General features: G+C 53.5%; 12 protein-coding genes. 9 read left to right on the top strand and 3 right to left on the bottom strand.

The window, feature by feature from the left end; all coding sequences use genetic code 11:
• The first annotated feature begins 113 nt into the window (after window positions 1-113).
• The 8 genes from QB905_RS14125 to QB905_RS14095 all read left to right on the top strand — a co-directional run bounded on the left by QB905_RS14125 (window position 114) and on the right by QB905_RS14095 (window position 12,674).
• A complete protein-coding gene (locus QB905_RS14125) occupies window positions 114-1,409 on the top strand; it encodes a glycosyltransferase family 2 protein (RefSeq protein WP_282975775.1) in 1,296 nt (431 codons plus the stop codon).
• Between the two features lie 179 nt (window positions 1,410-1,588).
• Window positions 1,589-3,181 (top strand): hypothetical protein, encoded by a 1,593-nt coding sequence (locus tag QB905_RS14120; protein WP_282975774.1) that lies wholly within the window; start codon window positions 1,589-1,591, stop codon window positions 3,179-3,181.
• Window positions 3,181-6,267, top strand: coding sequence for a glycosyltransferase (locus QB905_RS14115; protein WP_282975773.1), 3,087 nt, complete (start codon window positions 3,181-3,183; stop codon window positions 6,265-6,267). Before QB905_RS14120 ends, QB905_RS14115 begins: the two co-directional genes overlap by 1 nt.
• An 84-nt stretch (window positions 6,268-6,351) precedes the next feature.
• Window positions 6,352-7,689 carry a glycosyltransferase gene (locus QB905_RS14110; RefSeq protein ID WP_282975772.1) on the top strand — a complete coding sequence of 446 codons (1,338 nt, stop codon included), beginning with the start codon at window positions 6,352-6,354 and terminating at the stop codon, window positions 7,687-7,689.
• A 181-nt stretch (window positions 7,690-7,870) separates the two neighbouring features.
• Window positions 7,871-9,223: a coiled-coil domain-containing protein gene (locus QB905_RS14105; protein WP_282975771.1), complete on the top strand. Its 1,353-nt coding sequence runs from the start codon at window positions 7,871-7,873 to the stop codon at window positions 9,221-9,223.
• The gene (locus QB905_RS14100; protein ID WP_282975770.1) at window positions 9,220-10,569 is read left to right on the top strand and encodes an FkbM family methyltransferase; all 1,350 of its coding nucleotides are present in this window, start codon (window positions 9,220-9,222) and stop codon (window positions 10,567-10,569) included. Before QB905_RS14105 ends, QB905_RS14100 begins: the two co-directional genes overlap by 4 nt.
• 322 nt (window positions 10,570-10,891) lie before the next feature.
• Entirely contained in the window at window positions 10,892-11,341 is a 450-nt protein-coding gene (locus QB905_RS15355) for a WcbI family polysaccharide biosynthesis putative acetyltransferase (RefSeq protein WP_461781805.1), read from the top strand.
• A 133-nt stretch (window positions 11,342-11,474) separates the two neighbouring features.
• The gene (locus QB905_RS14095; RefSeq protein WP_282973519.1) at window positions 11,475-12,674 is read left to right on the top strand and encodes an IS256 family transposase; all 1,200 of its coding nucleotides are present in this window, start codon (window positions 11,475-11,477) and stop codon (window positions 12,672-12,674) included.
• Window positions 12,675-13,130: 456 nt separating this feature from the next.
• On the opposite strand, the gene QB905_RS14090 is transcribed toward QB905_RS14095, so the two are convergent.
• The 3 genes from QB905_RS14090 to QB905_RS14080 form a co-directional block, all read right to left on the bottom strand.
• A complete protein-coding gene (locus tag QB905_RS14090) occupies window positions 13,131-13,286 on the bottom strand; it encodes a hypothetical protein (RefSeq protein ID WP_282975769.1) in 156 nt (51 codons plus the stop codon).
• Window positions 13,286-14,836 (bottom strand): tryptophan halogenase family protein, encoded by a 1,551-nt coding sequence (locus QB905_RS14085; protein ID WP_282975768.1) that lies wholly within the window; start codon window positions 14,834-14,836, stop codon window positions 13,286-13,288. Before QB905_RS14085 ends, QB905_RS14090 begins: the two co-directional genes overlap by 1 nt.
• Window positions 14,837-14,955: 119 nt before the next feature.
• Window positions 14,956-17,865, bottom strand: a complete 2,910-nt coding sequence (locus QB905_RS14080) for a TonB-dependent receptor (RefSeq protein ID WP_282975767.1) — start codon at window positions 17,863-17,865, stop codon at window positions 14,956-14,958.
• A 566-nt stretch (window positions 17,866-18,431) separates the two neighbouring features.
• On the opposite strand from QB905_RS14080, the gene QB905_RS14075 reads away from it, so the two are divergent.
• Window positions 18,432-20,186: a retroviral-like aspartic protease family protein gene (locus QB905_RS14075; protein WP_282975765.1), complete on the top strand. Its 1,755-nt coding sequence runs from the start codon at window positions 18,432-18,434 to the stop codon at window positions 20,184-20,186.
• Window positions 20,187-20,262: the final 76 nt, after the last annotated feature.

Genomic DNA, 20,262 nt, shown 5'->3' with positions numbered 1-20,262 from the left:
TCTCGTCAAAGCCGCGTAATTGCTTCACTATAAAGGCAATGCAAAGAGAAGCAATTTCCAAACATATTCAACTCGATGCCGGAGATGGCCTGGAACCGGCAGGCATGTGGCCCATGCGCGGAGTCTATCGCTTGTGGTGCGAGGGCCAGCTTGCCGAGATCGAGCTGGTCGAACGCGACAGCCTGGCCCGCAGCATCATTTATGCGGGCCCCGGACAGGCCGAATATGTGATCGTGCCTACGGGTATCTATCATCTCTATGTCCGCCAGGTTATGTGCACAGGCGCAGACATATATCTGAGACTGGCCGCGTTGAACTGGCGCGAGAGATTCAGTCTCTATGGGCGCAAGATCGCCGGGCGGATCATGAGAGGCGAGATCACGCCACTGCTGGCGGCGATCAAAGGACGCCTTGGCCGGTCGAGGCAACAGGTCACCGGTGCGAAATTGGGCGAGCCAATTGCGTCGAAGAACCTGTCGGCGGCGGGCCAGGGCGATACCCGCGCGGCCATCGCGCCTGTCGAAGTTCCGGCGGACATGAAATTTGTCTCCATCATCATCCCGACCAAGGAACGGTTCGACCTGTTAAAGGCATGCGTAGATTCACTATCTATGGTGAGCGGTGTGAAAATCGAGATCATTATCGTGGATAATGGCGCGACCCATCCCGAAATGCGCAGCTATCTCTCCAGCCTGTCGGCGCGCCAGGACGTCACAGTTCTGGATTGCGACATCCCTTTCAATTTTTCCCGCCTTTGCAATGCCGGTGCCCGAGTGGCCCACGCGCCAGTTCTGCTGTTTCTCAATGATGACATTGAAGCTCTGGACGGTGCGTGGCTGAAATTAATGCTGGGTTATCTAGCGCGCGAAGATACTGGCGTCGTCGGTGCTCGCCTGCTGTATCCGTCTGGCGATCTGCAACATGCCGGCATTGCCACCCATCTCGTGCCGGGGCCAGGCCATCCGTGGCTGGGCGCGCCCCGGCACGCATGGGAGCTTAACCCGCTCGTGATGCAATCAGGTGAGGTCGATGCTGTCACGGCGGCCTGTCTGATGATCGAAAAATCGCTGTTTGATGAGGTCGGGGGGTTTGATGAAGAGGCCTTCGCCATCACGGTCAATGATGTGGATCTATGCCTGCGCGTCCGTGACAAGGGTTTGAAAGTCATCTATGCCGCCGAGGCTTGTCTTATTCACAAGGAAGGCCAGACGCGGCGGGCGGATGATCAGTCTGGCGAGGTGAGTCGCCGTAACGCGGAGCTTAAAATTTTTGTGAAACGCCACGAAGCTTATGCCAGAGTTTCTGTATTTTACCCAGGAACCTTACGCCGAGACACCGATACCGGCAGTCAAATTTTTGAGTTTAAGTCCCAGGGTCAGGAGCACAATGTGCGTCTCTCGCCTTTTTAATCAATCTCATTGAGCGGCGAGCATTTTTGGGATAAGTCCAAATTCGACGATAGGCCAGTTTTATTCATAAATTCTGTTGCTTGCTTCAGGTGTGAGTGTTAAATATCCATTAATATTCCACAATCAAAGATGGCGATGTGTGTTGTGGCCGATATGACTTTAATGAAAAGCTGGTGAGAGTGAAGCAGTCTGAAGAAATTGTTAGACCGAAGCGCATTGCAGTCGGTCATTGCGATTTTATCGCAAATATATTGAGTTTGGTGAATTTCGATATTTTTGTTGAAATGCCTGCGCGGAGCGCTTTGGTTTCAGCGCAGCTTGCGGAAGCTTTTGCGGGCTCCATTATTATATGCAGGTCGTCACGCGGCGATTTTCTATCCATGCAAAAATCACTTGGTGATTATCCGCATGTTCGCGTCGATTTCACGGATCCGGCAACATTTTTGAGCGGGCTTCAGCAAGAGTTGCCCAGCCAGGCGAGCATCCTGTTTTATTTTGATGCGTGCGATTGGTCGGCGGGCCGCCAGCTTCTTGTCACTGAGCTTTCGAATGTGCTTGCTGCGTTTCCGAACGGCGTCGTTATTGTCAATGATCTCGGCGTGGTGTTGAGCCAGGAACTGTCTGGGCAAGATGGGCTGCGCAAAATTGAGGGGGGTGCTGAATATCCGGGCCCCGAGCTGGCATCGTTGATCGAGCGCGCATACATGTTTTCGAATGGCGATCTGCAAGAAGCGTTCGCATCCGGCGATAAGATGTGTTTGCTCACGACAAATGCGGACTATGCCGGCCTTATCAAGGGGCTTCCATCTCTGCGCAGCCTGGAAGACTGGAATTGGGATGATGTCAGGCAGGCCTTGGGTCATGTGCTGGAAAATACTGCCGCCTACCCGGCCGACGCGCCGGAGTTCGTTGGTGAAAAATCGGTTGTGTCTCGCGCTATAATGCCTGTTGCCCTATCCGAAGACCGCGCCGGGGACTGGAAATCGTTTCTGACGACTCTCAGCAAAGGTATGACGTCTATATATCCCAACAAGGACATGGACGCCGCCCTGTCGACGGGTGACCTGATTATTCCAATGGGCGAGCGCCTTGAAAAAATTTTCAAGAATGCCGGCGCTTTCAATGACGATCAGATCCAGCTTTTCGAGCAAATTTTCTTTCCTCTGGTTCAGCGCCTGGATCAGGCAATATCCGTAGAAAATAACCTGCGGTCGCAGCTCTTGCAGTCGGAATACAAGACCATCGTCGCCCAGAATGAACTCAGGGACGTTCAAAAGCGGTATGCCCGCAATGAGCAAACCCATGAGAGCGGCGACAAACTTATGCGGCATATTATAAACGATCTGGAGCGGAAGCTGGCGGTTTTGAAGGCCTCAAAAGCAGCCGTGTCCAAACATGAACCGCAGAGCCATCCTGATTTGGCGGAGGATTTGCACGAAGCCCGCTATGAATTGGCGAGGGCGCGGGAAGAGATTCACCAGCTTTACAATGATATTGCAAAAATGCGAGAAAATGACTTGGTGAACGTAAATGAAGCTGTGATTACGGAATCGCGGAACGAAGAAAAAATCGAGAATGCAAAAGAAAATGCTATGCTTCTGGAGGCTCTAAACATTCAAAATGAAGAGCTGAACTCACTGAGAGAATCGCTCAGTGTATTGAAGCGCGATATAAAGCTGATCTCGGCTTCGCGCTGGGTTAAGCTGGGTATAAAATTAGGTGTGTCAAAATTGCAGCCCCATCTTGCCTCCGTGCAGCAGGAGCTGAATTAATGACTCTCCACTTGCGTCAATTAAACACTATACTGGCTCACCATCAACTATTGCTGGGTGGAGCCGCAGAGCGCCGCACGATTTTAATCGTCGATGGCCATGAGGTCGATGCGTCACTTATGGCCTCGACCGACCTGCTGGCCTTTGCTTACAGCAACGAGCAGGATGCGAGTACGGCGTGGGCCGACATTCGCCAGCTTCCGTTTGAAAAGCGGCCGCTGCTGCTTTCGGGGACGGTCAGACGTCTCGCTGAAACCATCCCACTGAAATTCGACGTCATTGTCTGGCTGGATGCGGATATTGATGAATATCAGCGCATTGAAGACGCTTTCGAATTGCTTTCCGCCGATGGCATCCTGATAAGGCCTGAAGGCGAGGCCATGCTTTCGCAGCGCGCCATGTGTATTGATGCGCCGCTTTCGGACGATCTGGTGGCGGTGCTGGAAGGGCCGGTATCGGCAGTATCTCTGGCGTCACGCGGAGAAAGGCTGTTTTCGCGCCGCTTCGACGATAGCGACTGGCAACGCCTTCGTATCATATTTGATGCTTATCGGGATGCCGACGGGGACAAGAAGAGCCGCGAGCAAGACTTGCAAAATATGCTGCTGACCTTCTGGTCGGAGATTGTTTCAGGCGATGAACGGCCGGATCGTTGGCCGTGGCGCGGTCGCAGCGACACGACGCCGAAAGGCCGGCTTGACGGTCAGCAATGGCCGCGCATCTCGATCGTGGTGCCAACCTATAATCAGGGAAACTATATCGAAGAGACGCTGCTCTCCATTATAAATCAAGGCTATGAAAACCTTGACCTTATCATAATGGACGGCGGATCAACGGACGCTACCGATCTGGTGGTTCGCCGTTATCTTCCGCATATCAGTCATTATGTCAGCGAGCCTGACAGAGGGCAGTCTCACGCCATCAATAAGGGCATGAATATCGCCTCCGGTGACATTCTGACCTGGCTAAACAGTGACGATATGCTGGCCGAAGGCGCCCTTCATGCTATGGCGGTCGCTTTTGCCTCATCCGGCGCGGATCTGGTCGCGGGTATTTGCCGCACCCATAAGGATTATGTCTACGAATCCGAGCATATGACGGCCTGTTCAGACGGCATTTTGCCGCTGGATAGAATTCTTGATCTCGATGGCGGCTGGAATGCCGGACAATTTTTTTACCAGCCGGAAGTCTTCTTTTCGCGCGCCATATGGGAAAAAGCGGGCGGTATGGTTCGAGAAGACCTGTATTACAGCATGGACTACGAACTGTGGATGAGGTTCGCGGTCGAAAATGCCAAAATACACGTAATCGGTCGTCCGATCGCGTTGTTCCGACGCCACGATCAACAAAAGACGCATGTTGAATCGCGCTTTAAGGCAGAACTCATTACGGTGCGCGACAGCTTTGTAAAGCGCACCGGCCACGTACCGACTCAAAATCCAAACGGTGCCAGTTCTCGCAAGCTGTCTTTTTGCTTCGTCAATGATATAGGCTTTCATTACGGCGCCGGCATAGCGCACATGAGACTGGCCGAGGCTGTCGAAGCCGCGGGTCACAAGGTGAGTGCCTTCCAGTTGCTCGATCGAAACCGCCAGGGGGTTTTGCCCACGTCGGAAGAGCTGGTCGCGCAGATTGAAGAGACTGATTGTGATATCGTGGTTCTGGGCAATGTGCATTCGGCCAATGCCGATCCCAGCCTTTTTGAGGCCGTGTTCCAACGCTGGCCGACACTGGTTATCATGCACGATTTCTGGTGGCTGACGGGGCGCTGCGCCTATACGAACGGCTGCCGTATGCTGGAGGAGGGTTGCGATGCCAACTGTCCCACCCCCCATGAATATCCCCGGCTCGATGCAAATGAAATTAACCGCGCCTGGGTACAGAAGCGCGCCTTGCTGAATGACAATCCCAATGTGGTGCTCGTGGCGAATTCGCTTTGGACCCGGGATTTTGTGGATCAGTCGTCCGTTTTGCCCTTCCATGATGTTGACCAGATAAAGCTGGCGATTGATCCGGGGTATTTCGTGCCCCGGGACAAGGCCACAGCGCGCATGGCGCTGGGCCTGCCAACCGATGATTTCATCGTCATCATGAGCACAAGCGACCTGAATGATGCCCGCAAGGGCGCCTTGCCGATCATGCGAAAGTTTGCCGAACACAAGATCAGCAAACTTAAAGTGATTATTCTTGGCCATTTCTCGGAATCGCAGCGCGACATGTTCGGCGATATGTGTCTGCTGCCCGGATATGTCACCGATCAGGAAAAATTGCGGCTGTATTACGCGGCGTCGGATCTTCTGGTCGGTGGCAGTCGTGAGGAAACCTTCGGCCAGATATTTGCCGAAGCGGCCGCGATCGGCACGCCATCCGTGGCCTATGGTGTCACAGGCGTGACGGAAGCCGTCGCGGAGGGGTATTCGGGCGTACTGGCGCAGACAGAGTCGCCGGACGATATTGTCCGCCTTGTGCTGATGCTCAAGGAAAGGCCGCAACTCAGACAGCAATTGCATGAACTGGGGCCTATCTACTTCTTCAATGAGCATTCCGTGGAGGCCTGCTACCATAGCTTCTATCAGGTGCTGGTGCGCGCAGGCCTGATCGACCGGCTGGGCGTGCGCACCAATATTACGTTCAAGCCGAGAGAGTTCCGCTCGCGGTTTTCAGAGGTAAGCGCTCTTGACAGCGTGAAGGCAGGCAATACCTGGATTCCGGGTGACGGTGTCTGTTCGAGAGAGGATGCCCATCCGCAACACGGCATTCCCAAACCATTTTTCTGGTTGCAGGGGCCGGAATCGCGGATTCGTATCAAAAGCACCGAGACATGTGACTATTGGATCGCCATCGAATGCCAGAATATCCTTTTCGACGACATGGAATTGGAAATGCAGGTTGGAGACGGCGATAGTCATCAGCAAACCCTGGCGCGCAGCGCCTATGGGCATATCGATACAGTCTATTTTAAAACTCCATTGAAAAAAGGCTGGAATGACTTATCGATCAGGTTCCAGAAATGGACGTCATCGGAGGCAGATCCCCGGAAGCTTGCGCTGATACTGAGCGATATATTGTTTTCCCGCGCGGATTAAAAAGCGCGGCCCATTCGCAGGCATGGTCAGCCTACGTTTTTTTCAATCTGCTACGACGCCGCGGGCGGCAGGAGTTGATGCGTAATGCTTTTTGTGATCGTCACGCCGAGCTACAATCTGGATAAGTTTATCGAACAAACTATATCCTCTGTGGTGTTCCAGCAGGGTGATTTCCGGATCCGTTATCATATTCAGGATGCGGGCTCGACGGATAAAACCCATCAGATCATCCAAAAATGGCAGCGTCTGATAGACGGGCCTGACTTCCCCCTGCTCTGCAAGGGAGTTTCCTTCTCCTATTCGGTCGAGAAGGACAACGGCATGTATGACGGTATAAACCGCGGGTTCGATTTTGCCCGCAAGTCTCTGGCCCAAAGTGAGGGCAATTCGGCAAAAGAGGCGGGGCAGCGCGGGGCTTCATTACCAAGGTTCAGCAAGGTTGTGCCGTCTGCCTATAAAATGCCCGAGGTGGAAAATGAGGCCGGGGAACGAACCATCATGGGCTGGGTCAATGCCGATGATATTCTTTTTCCCGGCGGCCTCGCGGCTATAGCGTCCTTTTTCAGAGAGCATCCTTCCGCCCAGCTTGTTGGCGGTCTGGTCAATATCATGGCGTCCGATGGCTTCGTATTCCGGCTTTGGCCGTTAAGAGGCTACAGTCGGCTTAATATGGCGCTTGGACTTTATGACGGACGCAAGGATGTCTTTGTCATGCAGGAGGGAACCTTTTGGTGCTCTGAACTGTGGGACAAGACGGGCGGTTTGAATGCATCCTTGAGATATGCGGGCGATTATGATCTTTGGTACCGGTTTGCCCAGCATACGGAATATTATCAGCTCGACACCCTGATCGCCAGCCACAGAAGGCGGGATGGTCAGTTGAGTTCGAATCTGGTGAAATACTTCTCTGAAGTGGACAGCCTTAAAAGCTATGAGCTTGAACAAGCCTTCATGGACGGGAAGGCCAAGAACAAAAATATATCGCCGGATGGAACCTTTCATTACGACCTTGAAAGCAAGTCATGGAAATTTACGCCCCTGGCGAGGCAAACCTGGATACCTAGGGAAGGTTTCTCAGGCTCCGAGGGGCCTTTTCCCGAAGAAGACATTGTCAGCGGGCGCTGGATAAACGAGGCCAGGGCAGAATTTGTTCTTCTATGCGAGGTAGCGGGACGCTATGATGTGATGATCGACTACCGTAACCCCATGAGCGATAATGAGGTCAGCCTTTTCGGGCAATCGTTTGTTTTGCCCAATGAGGCGATGAAAACAAAACTTAGCATCCAGCTACAGGTTGATTTGCAAGAAGGTGAAAACATAGGCGTCATGGAGTTCGCGCAAATTAAAACCGTACCTGGCGATCCCCGCAAACTGGTAATTTTTGTTGAAAATATCCAGGCCATACCTGTTTCGGACGATTGATCCGGTCGCGCGGAACGCGGCCTTTAGAGTGTTTCCCCCAAAAGTGGATTCACTTTTTGGATAAGGAAGAGCGATAAACAAAAACTTAGAGCGCCGATCTGAGTCTATCAGATCGAAAAGCGCTCTAATGGATAGGGTTGACTTGCCTGGGAACAGGCATTTCTAAGAACAGAGAAAAATAATGTCGAATGAATCTAGCGATGATTCCCCATTGCTTATGGCTCTGGAAGCGCTAAATGCCTTAGACACTATCGTATATGTCGGTGCCGGCGCGGGTACGGATCTGCCCTGGCTTCTAAACAGCAAAGCCCAAAAAATTATTGTTGTTGAGCCGAACAGCAATCTGGTTTCGGCGCTGAAGCGTATCGGCGGCAATGATGCGCGTCTGGAAGTTTTACCCTTCGCCTTAGCGGAAACAACAGGACAATCAACGCTCTATATGTTGAATTTTTCCTCGCTGTCCGGATTGAAACCGCCGACGGACGCCCTGCGGTCGCTGTTTCCAGGATTGCGCATCATATCGGAACAGCCGGTTGAAACCCTGAATGTCAGCGATTTGATAAGCCGGATTTCTCTGCCGGCGGCCGGCGACAACATGATGATTCTGGATGCGCCGGGAGAAGAACTGGCTATCCTCAGGCAGATTGTCGGCCTGCAAGCGCCGGTTTTCAAAACTATAATTCTGCGGGCCACCTCAGAAATACTGTATGAAAACGGTTCTTCGACTCAGGAACTTCAGCCTATACTTGAGGCGGGCGGCTATCTGACCGAATCCCTGCTTAGGGATGATGCCGGCTTCACAGAGTTGTGGTTCAGATTTGATGCCCATGCGGCGACGGTTGCGCAAATGAAAGCCGCACTCACGCAAATGAGGGCAGCGGCTGACGAGCTGCAACAAAGGCTGGAGAATGCCGAAGATCGTCTGTTGCAAGCGGACGAGGCGCTCAGGGCGGAAACGACGCGCTCACAGGCGGCGCAGGCGCGCCTGCTTGATCTGGAGGTGACACTCTCAGATATGTCGAAGAGCTATTCTGAAAAGTCGGCGGCGGCTGACGAGCTGCAACAAAGGCTGGAGAATGCCGAAGATCGTCTGTTGCAAGCGGACGAGGCGCTCAGGGCTGAAACGACGCGCTCACAGGCGGCGCAGGCGCGCCTGACCGAACTGGACGCCGCCTTGCTGCTGCGGGCCTCGGAGGCTGAATATTTGCAGCAGGCTTACGATAAAATCGAAGTGGAGAATCAAAAAAATAAAGATATGTTGTGCGACAAAACTGAACAGGCTCGATTAGCCGAGGCCCGCCTGACCGAGTTGGAGGAGGCTCTGGCGCAGGCGAAGTCGGCATCAGAACAGTTGCAACACGCACTTACCGACGCTCAAGGACAAATTCTGCAAAAGGATCAGGCGCTTCAGGCAGAAACTATGAAAATCAAAGAACTGGAACACAAGCAATGGCTGGCCAGCACTGAATTTTCCCGTTTCGAAGGGCAGGTTGACATCCTTAAAGATCTGCTGCTGCGTGATGAATCTCTATGAAAAAAACTTCTGACCAGAGCGCGGGAAAACCATCACCAGCTAAAAAAGTGATGATGTCAGAAGGTCTTGGGGAACTCGTTGCCGTGCCGGAAAAAATAGATAATCCAGAGTCCGACTATCCTCCGGAAGACATGTACACACTGGATTCGGCGCGGACGAGCTGGCAATTCGGTGATTGGGATGCACTGATACAGATCGGCAAAGCTGATCTCACAAATCATCCTGACCGAGCTAAGCTGGCCCTGCTTATCGCCGCGGCGCACGCGCACAATACGAACAAGCCGTTTGCTAGACATTTTGCGTCTTTAGCGGTCAGTTGGGGATGCAGCAGAAGGCTGGTCAATGATATTCTTATATCCAACCTATATAATACATTAGGGCGTCTCTCATTACTGTTAAATCGTGAGAAAGATGCATCTGAATATTTTAATCGCGCCATTGAAATAATCGAGACAAAGCGTAACAACACCTATCTGGGCCGGGTGAGGCAGATATCCGAAGCCGCCAGACTGGGCTTGATTCCGCAAGCCAGCCAACTTCTGGATCAGGAGATCAGCAGTCAAGACGATACACGCTCAAATAGTATGGCATGGCGGTCTGTCGTGGAAGCACAGATAGAAATCTTGCATCACGAGTTATGGCTCTCATTGCAGAAGGGCCAAATGTTTCCACATGGCGATCCGCAAAAGGCGGATGTGCCGGGGCAGGCGCTCATAACTGGCGACGATCTCAAAAGACAATCCCCTTCCCAGCTTGGCCAGGATCTTTGGGTTCTGGAACAGACCGGCTATAAACGTGGCGGTTATTTCGTGGAATTTGGCGCGACGGACGGCATAGCTTTAAGTAATACCTGGCTATTGGAAAAGCAGTTTGGCTGGAAGGGAATATGTGCAGAGCCTAATCCTGAATTTTATGCTCAGCTACAAGTAAATCGAGAATGTAAAGTATCCTCTGACTGCATTGGCGGCCAAACGGGAAATTCAATAGAATTTATTCTGGCCGGTGTTTTTGGGGGTATGGCGCAATATGCTAACTCTGATAAGCATCAGGACAAGCGTCAAGCTTATCAAGAACAAGGAAAAACTCTAAACCTTATTACTATTTCTCTGCATGACTTTCTTAAAAAGAATAAGGCACCGAAAAATATTGACTACCTCAGTATAGATACGGAAGGGAGTGAGTTAGAAATTCTTGAGAATTTCCCTTTTGAAAAATGGAAGATACACCTCATTACAGTCGAGCATAATTTCACGCCTAGCCGCGAAAAAATCAGGAAGCTGCTTGAAAGTAAAGGATATTCCGGGGTAGAATCTCAATGGGACGATTGGTACAGGCTGCAAATATAATTTATCCAAAGTAGTTTATCGATTAATCATAGAGTGTTAATCGAATTCTCCATATATTCGATAAGTGAATTCTTAAATTTGATGAAAATAAAACTCAATTATTTGCATGCAGCCATGTGTTTACATGGGTTGAGCCGGAGTGTATCATGGTAAAAATAGCAGTTATTGGCAATTGTCAGTCAGAAAAAATACAGCTTTTGATTAAAGCCATGTCGCCCAATATAACCTGTTATGTTTTGGACGGGGTTCACAAGCTTTCTGAAGAACAAAGAGAAAAGTACCTAAATGTGTTCCATGATGTCGATTTTATTTTTACGCATAAATAAGTGATAACTATCATATAGAATATGTCAGGACGAACTTTTTAACTGCCGGTTGGCCAGAAAAGGTTGTTACATTCACCAGCTTCTGGTTTAATGGTTACGATCCTTCATTTGTAATCCCTCTCAACAAAAATAACCTGCCTTATGACGGCCCTTTAGGGCCCAACCACTTCCGGCAGATCATTGAAGCCTATGCTTCCGGCAAAAGTGTGCAGCAGGCTGTGGATTGCTGGCAAAAAATGGTAAATTTTGAAGAAAAAGCAATCAACCTGTTCGAGCTCTCTTTAATCGATTTAGTCAATCGCGATGCCGAATGTGATGTAAAGTGCGCTTCATTTATAAATGAATATTATAATATTTATCCAATAACGCACACGGTAAACCACCCTTGCATTAATTTCTTGATCTATGCTGCGAAATCTATGGTCGTGTCCCAGCGAGTGGTGTAACTGGGTAAGAGCGTAGCGCATGGCTCGCCGCCCATTCAAAAGGGCAAAGCGAGCCTTAGCGTAGCGGGTTGGTCATCAGTGATTTTCGGATAGGTTTGGGTTGCGACACTCATTCCAGAACGAAAGAACACCGATGACCGACGATATGATGGCCCTGAAAGGGCTTGTTGAAAAGACCTCAGACAGCGATTTGTTGCGCGACATGATCAGCTTCACGGCTGAACGCTTGATGGCATTGGAAGTGAGCGGCATGACCGGTGCCGGCTACCATGAGAAAACCGGCGACCGGCTGGTCCAGCGCAACGGCTATCGTGACCGAGACTGGGAAACACGCGCAGGCACGGTCGAGCTTCGGATCCCGAAGCTTCGTAAAGGCAGTTACTTCCCGGGTTTCCTGGAGCCCAGGCGCGTGGCCGAGAAGGCACTGACGGCTGTGATCCAGGAGGCTTACGTTCAGGGTATCTCGACGCGCTCTGTCGATGATCTGGTCAAGGCGATGGGGATGAGCGGCATCTCCAAGAGTCAGGTCAGTCGGCTGTGCGAAGAGATCGATGACCGTGTGAAGGCTTTCCTGAACCGCCCCATTGAAGGGGAATGGCCATACATCTGGATTGACGCTACGTATCTGAAGGTGCGCCGGGGCGGCCGTATCGTCTCGGTCGCCGTCATCATCTGCGTTGGCGTCAACAGCGACGGCAGGCGTGAAGTGCTGGGCATGGAGGTCGGCACCTCGGAAGCCGAACCGATCTGGGCAGAGTTCCTGCGCAACCTGACACGCCGGGGCCTGCGTGGTGTCAAACTTGTGGTCTCTGATGCCCACATCGGGATCAAGGGTGCCGTCTCCAAGGTTCTCAACGCCACCTGGCAGCGCTGCCGTGTTCACTTCATGCGCAATGTCTGCGCCCATGCCGGCAAGAGCGGGCGACGCGTCGTCTCTGCCTTCATCGGCACGGCCTTCGCCCAGGAGACGGCGGAAACGGCGAGTACCCAATGGCGAAACGTCGCCGACCAGCTCAGGCCCAAAATGCCAAAGCTGGCCACGATCATGGACGAGGCTGAGCACGATGTCCTGGCCTATATGACCTTCCCGAAGGAACACCGCATCAAGCTGCACTCAACCAACCCCATTGAACGGCTCAATGGCGAAATCAAGCGTCGCTGCGATGTCGTGGGCATCTTCCCAAACGACGATGCCATCACCAGACTGGTCGGCGCCATCCTGCTCGAACAAAATGACGAATGGGCGGTTCAGCGCGGACGCTACATTACCCTTGAAACCATCGCACAACTCAGCGATGATCCACTTCTCAGCATGCCAGCCGTGGCAAACTGAGCGAAACCCGGACCTGTCCGGAAGTCATTGATGCCAAGCGCTCAATTACACCACGCCCTGGGGCACGATCAAATCTATACTGAATTATATATCTATACCATACGCTTCCGTTAATGTAAATGCGCTTCCTGATTATTTTAAGCTAGACTTCATAGATATATCTCCAAATAAATATATTGCCGATTACTTTGAAATTAAATTTGATTAAAATAATCTTTATCGTGGGTATGATTTAGTTGAAGGTGTTTATAATTCTGCTGGCGGAGTAAAGTTTTATGATACTGAAGAGCTAGTCGAACATTATTATAATATGTATAGGTCTGCTTGGGCTGATGACGCTGCGCAATTTTTCAAGGCCATCGCATGATTGTGAATTATAGAGAGCCGACGTAAAGACGGCAAAATGAATTCATGGCCACAACTCTATGTGGCGGTCGGGAGTGGGGAAGCTGAACTTCAGGCTGGTTCGGCCTTCAAAAAGCGCTCGATATAGGCCTCCATCGGCGGCATGGTCGCGGCCGCCTGAGCCACCGACTGGCGGATGCGCTCGAAATGGACGCGCAGGGCTTCGGCCTCCATCAGGTCAACAAACGGATCATAGGCTTGCGGCATCAGGCCGAGGCCGAAATAGAGCGACAGCCATGAGGGTTCGGTAAAGCCGCCTCTGAAGCGCAGTGTTTGGCTATAAAATCTTCATGGCGGGGCAGCTTGGCCACGAGCTGCCGGATCTGATCGCGCCGCTTGCGCATGATCTCACTTAAACCTTCCAGCGGGATGCGGTCGGCCAGCGGATCATAGGCTTCGGCGCGCAGGCCGTGGCCGTGATAGATCGAAATCCATGACGGTTCGTGAAAATGGTCGAACTTGCGTACCAGCACTTCACCACGCCGCTTATAAAGCTCCAGCTTCCATTGCAGATCATCCGGAATTGGCATGTTGGCGCAATAACGCCATAGCTCACCACTGCGGTCGTTCAGGCAGTAATGGGCGATAATAAAATCGCGCACGAAGTCGTAAGAGCCTTGATTGCGCAGATTATATTCGTCGCGCAGGTACGGGTCGATCCGTTTGGATGGGAACAGTTCCAGCAGCCGTACAGCGCTGTTCTGGATGAAGTTGATCGAGGTCGATTCCAGCGGTTCGAGAAAGCCGGTGGATAGCCCGATGGCCACGCAGTTTTTTTCCCAATAGACCTGACGATGGCCCGTTTTGAAGCGCAGCAGGCGCGGCTCTTTCAAGGGCGGCGCATCCAGGTTTTGCAAAAGCGTGTCGAGCGCGGCCTGCTCGTCAATATAGCTGGAGCAGAAAACATGGCCGTTGCCGGTGCGGTGTTGCAGGGGAATGCGCCATTGCCAGCCGGCTTCCAGCGCGGTCGAGCGCGTAAACGGCGTCATGTGTGGTGAAGCGGGCTTTGAGGTCGCAACGGCCCAGGCGCGGTCCACCGGCAGCCATTTGGACCAGTCCACAAAGGGCACGCCCAGGGCTTCGCCGAGCAGCAGCGCGCGAAAGCCCGTGCAATCGATAAACAGGTCGGCGGCTTCGAAGCGGCCATCATCAAGGGTCAGGCTGTCAATATAGCCGTTTTCGCTGCGCAGATTGACGCCGGTGATTTTGGCATTGATCCGGCTTACCCCACGCTTTTCGCAATGCTCGCGCAAGAAGCGCGCATAAAGGCCTGCGTCGAACTGAAATGCATAAGAATAGTCATGCATCGGTGAACGCGGATCGGGGTTCGGCGGGAAGAATTTGCCAGCATAGGCCAGTTGCGTGCCGACGCTGTAGGCTTCCAGCGGCGTGACTTCGCCGGCCTGATTGAGCCGTCGCCAGATCTGGTGCGCGGCAATGCCTTCATGTGTGCCGCCATAATCGCCGAAAGGATGGAAATAGCGGTTGCCTTCGTGACCCCAGCCGACAAACTCGATGCCCAGCTTAAAGGTAGCGTTCGTCGCACGGATAAAGCTGATTTCGTCGATGCCAACATGTTCGTTAAAAACGCGAATAGTCGGGATGGTGGCTTCACCCACACCAATCGTGGCGATGTCTTCCGACTCGATCAGCAAAATCTCAACATTCGCCGCCAGACCGGCGCGCAGGGCTGCCGCCGTGATCCAGCCGGCTGTGCCGCCTCCGGCGATGATGATTTTACGTATGGCTTCAGACATATGCGCTTCCTGGCTGAATGTTACTTATACGGGAAAAAGCCCGCCCTGACAAAAAAAGACCCCCCCGGCGTTGCCGCCGGAGGGATTTAGGTCGAGACGTCAGTAATTGGACAAGGCCTCTAGTAGAGGGCGCGCAGCACGAACGAGATGCGCTTGTCAGTCTTGATGGCCGAATACCACTCACGCACGAGCGGATTATCAAGATCGGACGACACGAGCTGGGTCGTGGTCGAATGACCCAGATTGGTGATCTGTACGCCAACCTTGTAGTGATCATTGATCGTATAGAAGACCGAGCCATCAACCTGACCGTAGGATTCGGCCCACAGCGGACGATTCACATTGGCTGCCGATGTCGTGTAGAGATAGGTCGAACGCCAGTTATAAGCCAGTCGCGCCGAGATGCCGTATTTTTCGTACATCAGAGCGAAGTTGTAGCTGTTTGGCGACATGCCTTCCAACGGCAGGGCATTAAGCGCACTGCCTGCGGTCGAGCTGGAATTACGGCCACCCGACGAGTCGATGTGGGTATAGTTGGCCTGAATGCCCAGACCATTTAACGGCGCTGGCAGAGAATCATAGAACTGCTGATAGGCTAATTCGTAACCCTTGACCGTACCGTCAACATTGCCGTTTTCCTGACGGGTAACATCAAAGGTCAGGGTCTGGCCGTTATTGGTATAGGTTTCCGGAGAGGTTCCCGTATAGATGTAGTTCTTCAGCTTCTTATAGAACAGATCCATCGTCAGGCTGCCGGTGGGTGAGAAATACCACTCGCCGGTCCAGTCATATTGCGCGGCTTCGATCGGCTTCAGGTTCGGATTGCCGCCGGTGCCGGTATAGGTGGCGTAATCGAACGTCTTGCCGTCCGTGCCAGTGAAGTTCATCGAACCGCCAATAGAGCTGTAAGGATTCAGCCATGCCATTTCCGGACGCACCATGCCTTCGGAAGCACCGAAGCGGAACTGCAACTGGTCATTCCATTTCAGGCGAATATTGAAATTCGGCAGTGTGTTGGAATAATTGCGCCCGCCGGAATAGGGCTGGGTGAAGCCGCCGCTGGCGAAGGCCAGATAGTTCAGATATTCCGTACAGTTCGTATTGCACTGGGCGCTGGTCGATGTCGGCGCCGCCATGACGATATAGCTTGCACCGGTCGACTTGGTCTGAACGTAGCGAATGCCGACATTGCCGTCGATGGTGCGATCCTGACCGGCGATACTGACATCATGACCGAACTTCAGCAGGCCATAGATGGCGGAGGTTTTTTCCCTTTGATGGTTGAGCCCACCCGAAGCCGCATAGGTCGAGTAATCGGTGCTGAGCGGCGTCCAGCCCCAGCCTGAGGTTTCGGTCGACTTCAGCACATCATAGGTATGGGCCGTGCCCATATTGACGGTCTGGGCCGAGGGGAACACGACCGTGCCAGGAACCGGCACAGCGCCGTTCATGAAGTTAGAGAAGTCACGCACATCATAGGTGCTGGCACCGGTATCGGTGCCGTAAACCGCGGCACCGCCGCCTGGGCTGCCCCAGTACTGGTAAGACAACGCGTTCCAGTTGTAGCCGGACTGACGTGTATCATAGGTCTTGTCAGTGGAACGCACGCCGAATTTGAAATCCTTCAACCAGCCGGCATCAATATCATAGTCGCCATCGATGCGCGCGGCCAACTCATGGCCGGAATTATCTTCGACGTGATCCATCGCCGCCGCCCACCAGTATTGCGACGGGTCAGCGACAACGGCTTCATTCGAGACACTGATGACGGGCAGCTTGCCGGAAATGTCGATCGTAGCGTCAGGCTTGGTGGCTACCTGCATGAAGTCAGTGTTCGACAAGACGTTGGAGGTCGAGCGCACATATTGCAAGTCGGCAGACAAGGTCAGACGGCTGCTGGCGTTCCAGCGGGCGTGCAGGGCAATGTCGCTGGTTTCGTTATGATCTTCGCCGTAACGGGTATTGGAGGTAATACCGGCCTGCTTGACCGTACCGCTCTGGAAAACCCCGTCCGAATTGTATTTGTAGGAGGCCATCGAAGCGGGTGAGGCGAATTCGCCACTGTCATTGTAGAAGCCGACATTATATTCGGTATTCTTCGGAACGGCCTTGGCGTTCAGGCCGGTCAGGGTGAATTCCCAGGCATCGTTGGGACGCCATTGCAGGGCGGCATAGGCGGCAGTGCGCTTCTGGTTCCATTCGATCGTGCGCCAGCCCATCGTATTGGGCACCAGCACGTTTTGACCACCTGCGGTGGTTTCCGGATTGTAGCGGTCAACGGCGATGACATTGGTCATATTGCCTTCGTCAACCATCGAATAGTTGAACAGGGCACCGATCTTGCCGATCGACGTGTCCCACTGGTTCGAATACAGCAGGCTGCCGGACTGGTGATCCTTTTGCTGCAAATCGCCGCGCGTATTATCGATGGTAAAGGCGATTACCTGCTTCTTGGAATCAAACGGCAAGCGGGTGCGCAGATTAACCGTGCCGCCGATACCGCCTTCTATCATGTCGGCCGAGGGATTCTTGTACACATCGACGCCGGCCAGCAGGTCGGATGACACATCACCCCAGCTCAGTCCCCGGCCATCCTTGGCCGAGAAAATGTCGCGGCCATTCAGTTCCGAACGCACCCAGGACAGCCCGCGGATTTCAACGCCGCCGGCTTCAGCCGTCATGCGGATCGGGTCGCCGGCATCGGCGGCGCGCTCGATGGTGACGCCAGAAATCCGTTGCAGGGCTTCGGCGACGCTGCGGTCAGGCAGGGCACCGATGTCAACGGCGGTCACGGAGTCAACGATGACGTCGGAATCCTTCTTGATCTTCTGTGCGCTTCTAAGCTGAGCGCGCTGGCCGGTGACGACCACGACGGTGCTGTCAGCCGAGGCCGGGGCGGGCGCTGCGGCATCCGGCGTGGCGGCGGCGTCCTGCGCGAAGGCGGGCGCAGCCAGCAGGCCGAGGGTGAGCAGCGATGCGCCACCCATGAGGGCAACGATACGGCGCGATGAATAACGGGACTTGGACACTTTTACATCTCCCTGAAAGTGGTTCCGGCTCTTCTGTGGAGCCGGACGGCGAAACGGTAACCGGTAAGGGCGTTTCAGCGTCACATAAAATCTAATTTATATGTAAAAACGAGAAAAGGGCGCAGTAACCCCTTTTTCTCGTCTGCTGTACGTCTTCCCAAAATTTATTTTATTCACAACAGACGCAGATCAACTAACCGGCTAAGCGGCACGTTTTATGAATCTATATGTGCTATTGATAAGGCTAACATTTTGTATGATAAACTCCAGCGTGGAGTTATCAATTGTAGTACGATAACGGGGGGCATAGTATTATTGCAACATAAGCCCTTGAAAAACGGCGATATATTTTAAATATGATAAATGATGCAATAAATTTTTCAAAAATAAAATAGAATTATCAGTGGACATGGCTTTCATGTGCAAAAAAACCAGCAGGTTGCGGATCGTCATAAATTGACACGGATAAGATACGAAAAGTCCAAATTATCGCTGTCGTTTCTTCTGGAATGACACGTCCACCGGTGTCATGCTGGGTCTGAACCATTCATCAGGGAGGGGATGTGATGTTTTCCAGACGCGATATATGGATGGGTGCGGCGGCTGTGGCGGGTCTGGCCTTTGCCGGGACGACGGCGCGCGCCGCGCCGCTGATCATCCGGGTGCCGATTGACTATGCGCCCAATGGGATGCCGGTCTTGCCGCTGACCATAGGTGGGCAGGGGCCTTATCATTTTCTGCTCGATACCGGCGCCTTTGCCTGCATGATCCGCGAAGACCTGGCCAAGTCGCTGAAGCTGAGATCGGCGGGCTCGATCCGTACCGGCAGCGTGGTCGGCCATGAGGACAGCTATATTTATCAGGGCGAGAACATCCTGATCGGCGGCGGTCTGCGCCTGCCGCATATGAGCCTGATCGGCATGGCCCATTTCCCGATCAAAGGGGTGGATGGTGTCTTGCCCGCCAGCATCCTGACCGCCCTGCCGTCGCAACTCGATTATGAGGGCAAGGAGATACGCTATTATCTGAACGGCGCGGACATGGATCTCGACGGTTTTCACAAGATCGACGCCGAGTTTCAGGCGGCCCACGATGGCGAGGCCGAAAAGGTGTTCGTGCCGCTGACACTCGATGGCCACAAGATGCTGTGCGCCATCGATACCGGCGCAGGCACGCCGGTGCTGGCGGGTGCGCAATTCGTGGCCGATCACAAGCTATGGGACAAATATCCGCTGATCCGGGCCAGCACCAATATCGGCGGCAATGGCCAGACCCTGTCGGTTCGCATCGTCCGTATGCCCAATATCGACATTGGCGACCTCCATATCGATGTCCTGCCGGTTGCCCTGACCGAACCGAAGACGATGGATAATTTCGATGATTTCGACGGCCTGATCGGTACGCCGCTGCTGCGCCGCTTTACGCTCGCCTTTACCGGCCATAAGGAACTGTATCTCAAACCCAATGCCGCTTTCGCGCAAGCCTCCGGCATCATGCCCGAACTGGCCGTGCCCGCCGCCGCGCCGCCGGGGACGGTGCCGTTTCTCTACGGCCAGAACCGCCAGATTCTGCTCTCGGCCCACACGGATGGTCATGACGCCATGCCGGTTTTGCTGAGCACGGCAGAGGTCAAAAGCAAGATTACGGCGGAAGCCGCCGCCTTGCAGGGCCTGCCGCGCCGGGCCGATGGCGGCTATGACGCCTCCGGCCTGATGATCGGCGAGGTGCGGCTGCCGCATCTGGTCATGCAGGAAAAACCGCCCCTTTCGGGGCCAATGGCAGCCTTAGGCCTCGATTTCCTCACCGCCTTGCCGATGACGCTCGATTTTGAGAGCCATACACTGAGCTTCCATGTGAGCGACACGCCGGATTTTTCTGGCTTTCATGAAGTTGGTGGGCTCGCCGCTTCGCCCGATCATGCTGGAGCGTCGCAGCTCTTTCTCAATCTGCGCTTCGAGGGGCAGGACATAAGCTGCCTGGTTGACACCGCCACGACGATGGCTCTGGTGCTGATGCCGAAAACCGTGACACGTTTCAACCTGTGGGATCGTTACCCCAAGGCGGATAAACGCATCATCAATGATGATGGCCGGACGTACCGGGCGCGCTTTCCCAAACTGGCTGGCTACCAGATCGGCCCCTTTGCCATACCGCCCGCCGCCGCCTTTGTGGTCGATCCCTCACAAAAGATGAAAAGCGAGGTCGAGGCGGTGATTGGCATGGGATTCCTGCATCGCTTCACCATCGGCTGCGACAAGGCAGGGCGGCTCTATTTCCGACCCAATCGCTATTTCGACAATCCGAATGCGGGCCCGGCCTGAGACACATAGGGCCTGAGACACATAGGGGCTGAGGCAGACTCACATGATTTCGGCCACGAAAGACACGAACGGTTTC

The organism is Asticcacaulis sp. EMRT-3 (genome assembly GCF_030027245.1).
GTDB lineage: Bacteria > Pseudomonadota > Alphaproteobacteria > Caulobacterales > Caulobacteraceae > Asticcacaulis.
Note: the sequence above shows the minus strand (reverse complement) of the source record. Positions and strands in the feature narration are given on the sequence as shown.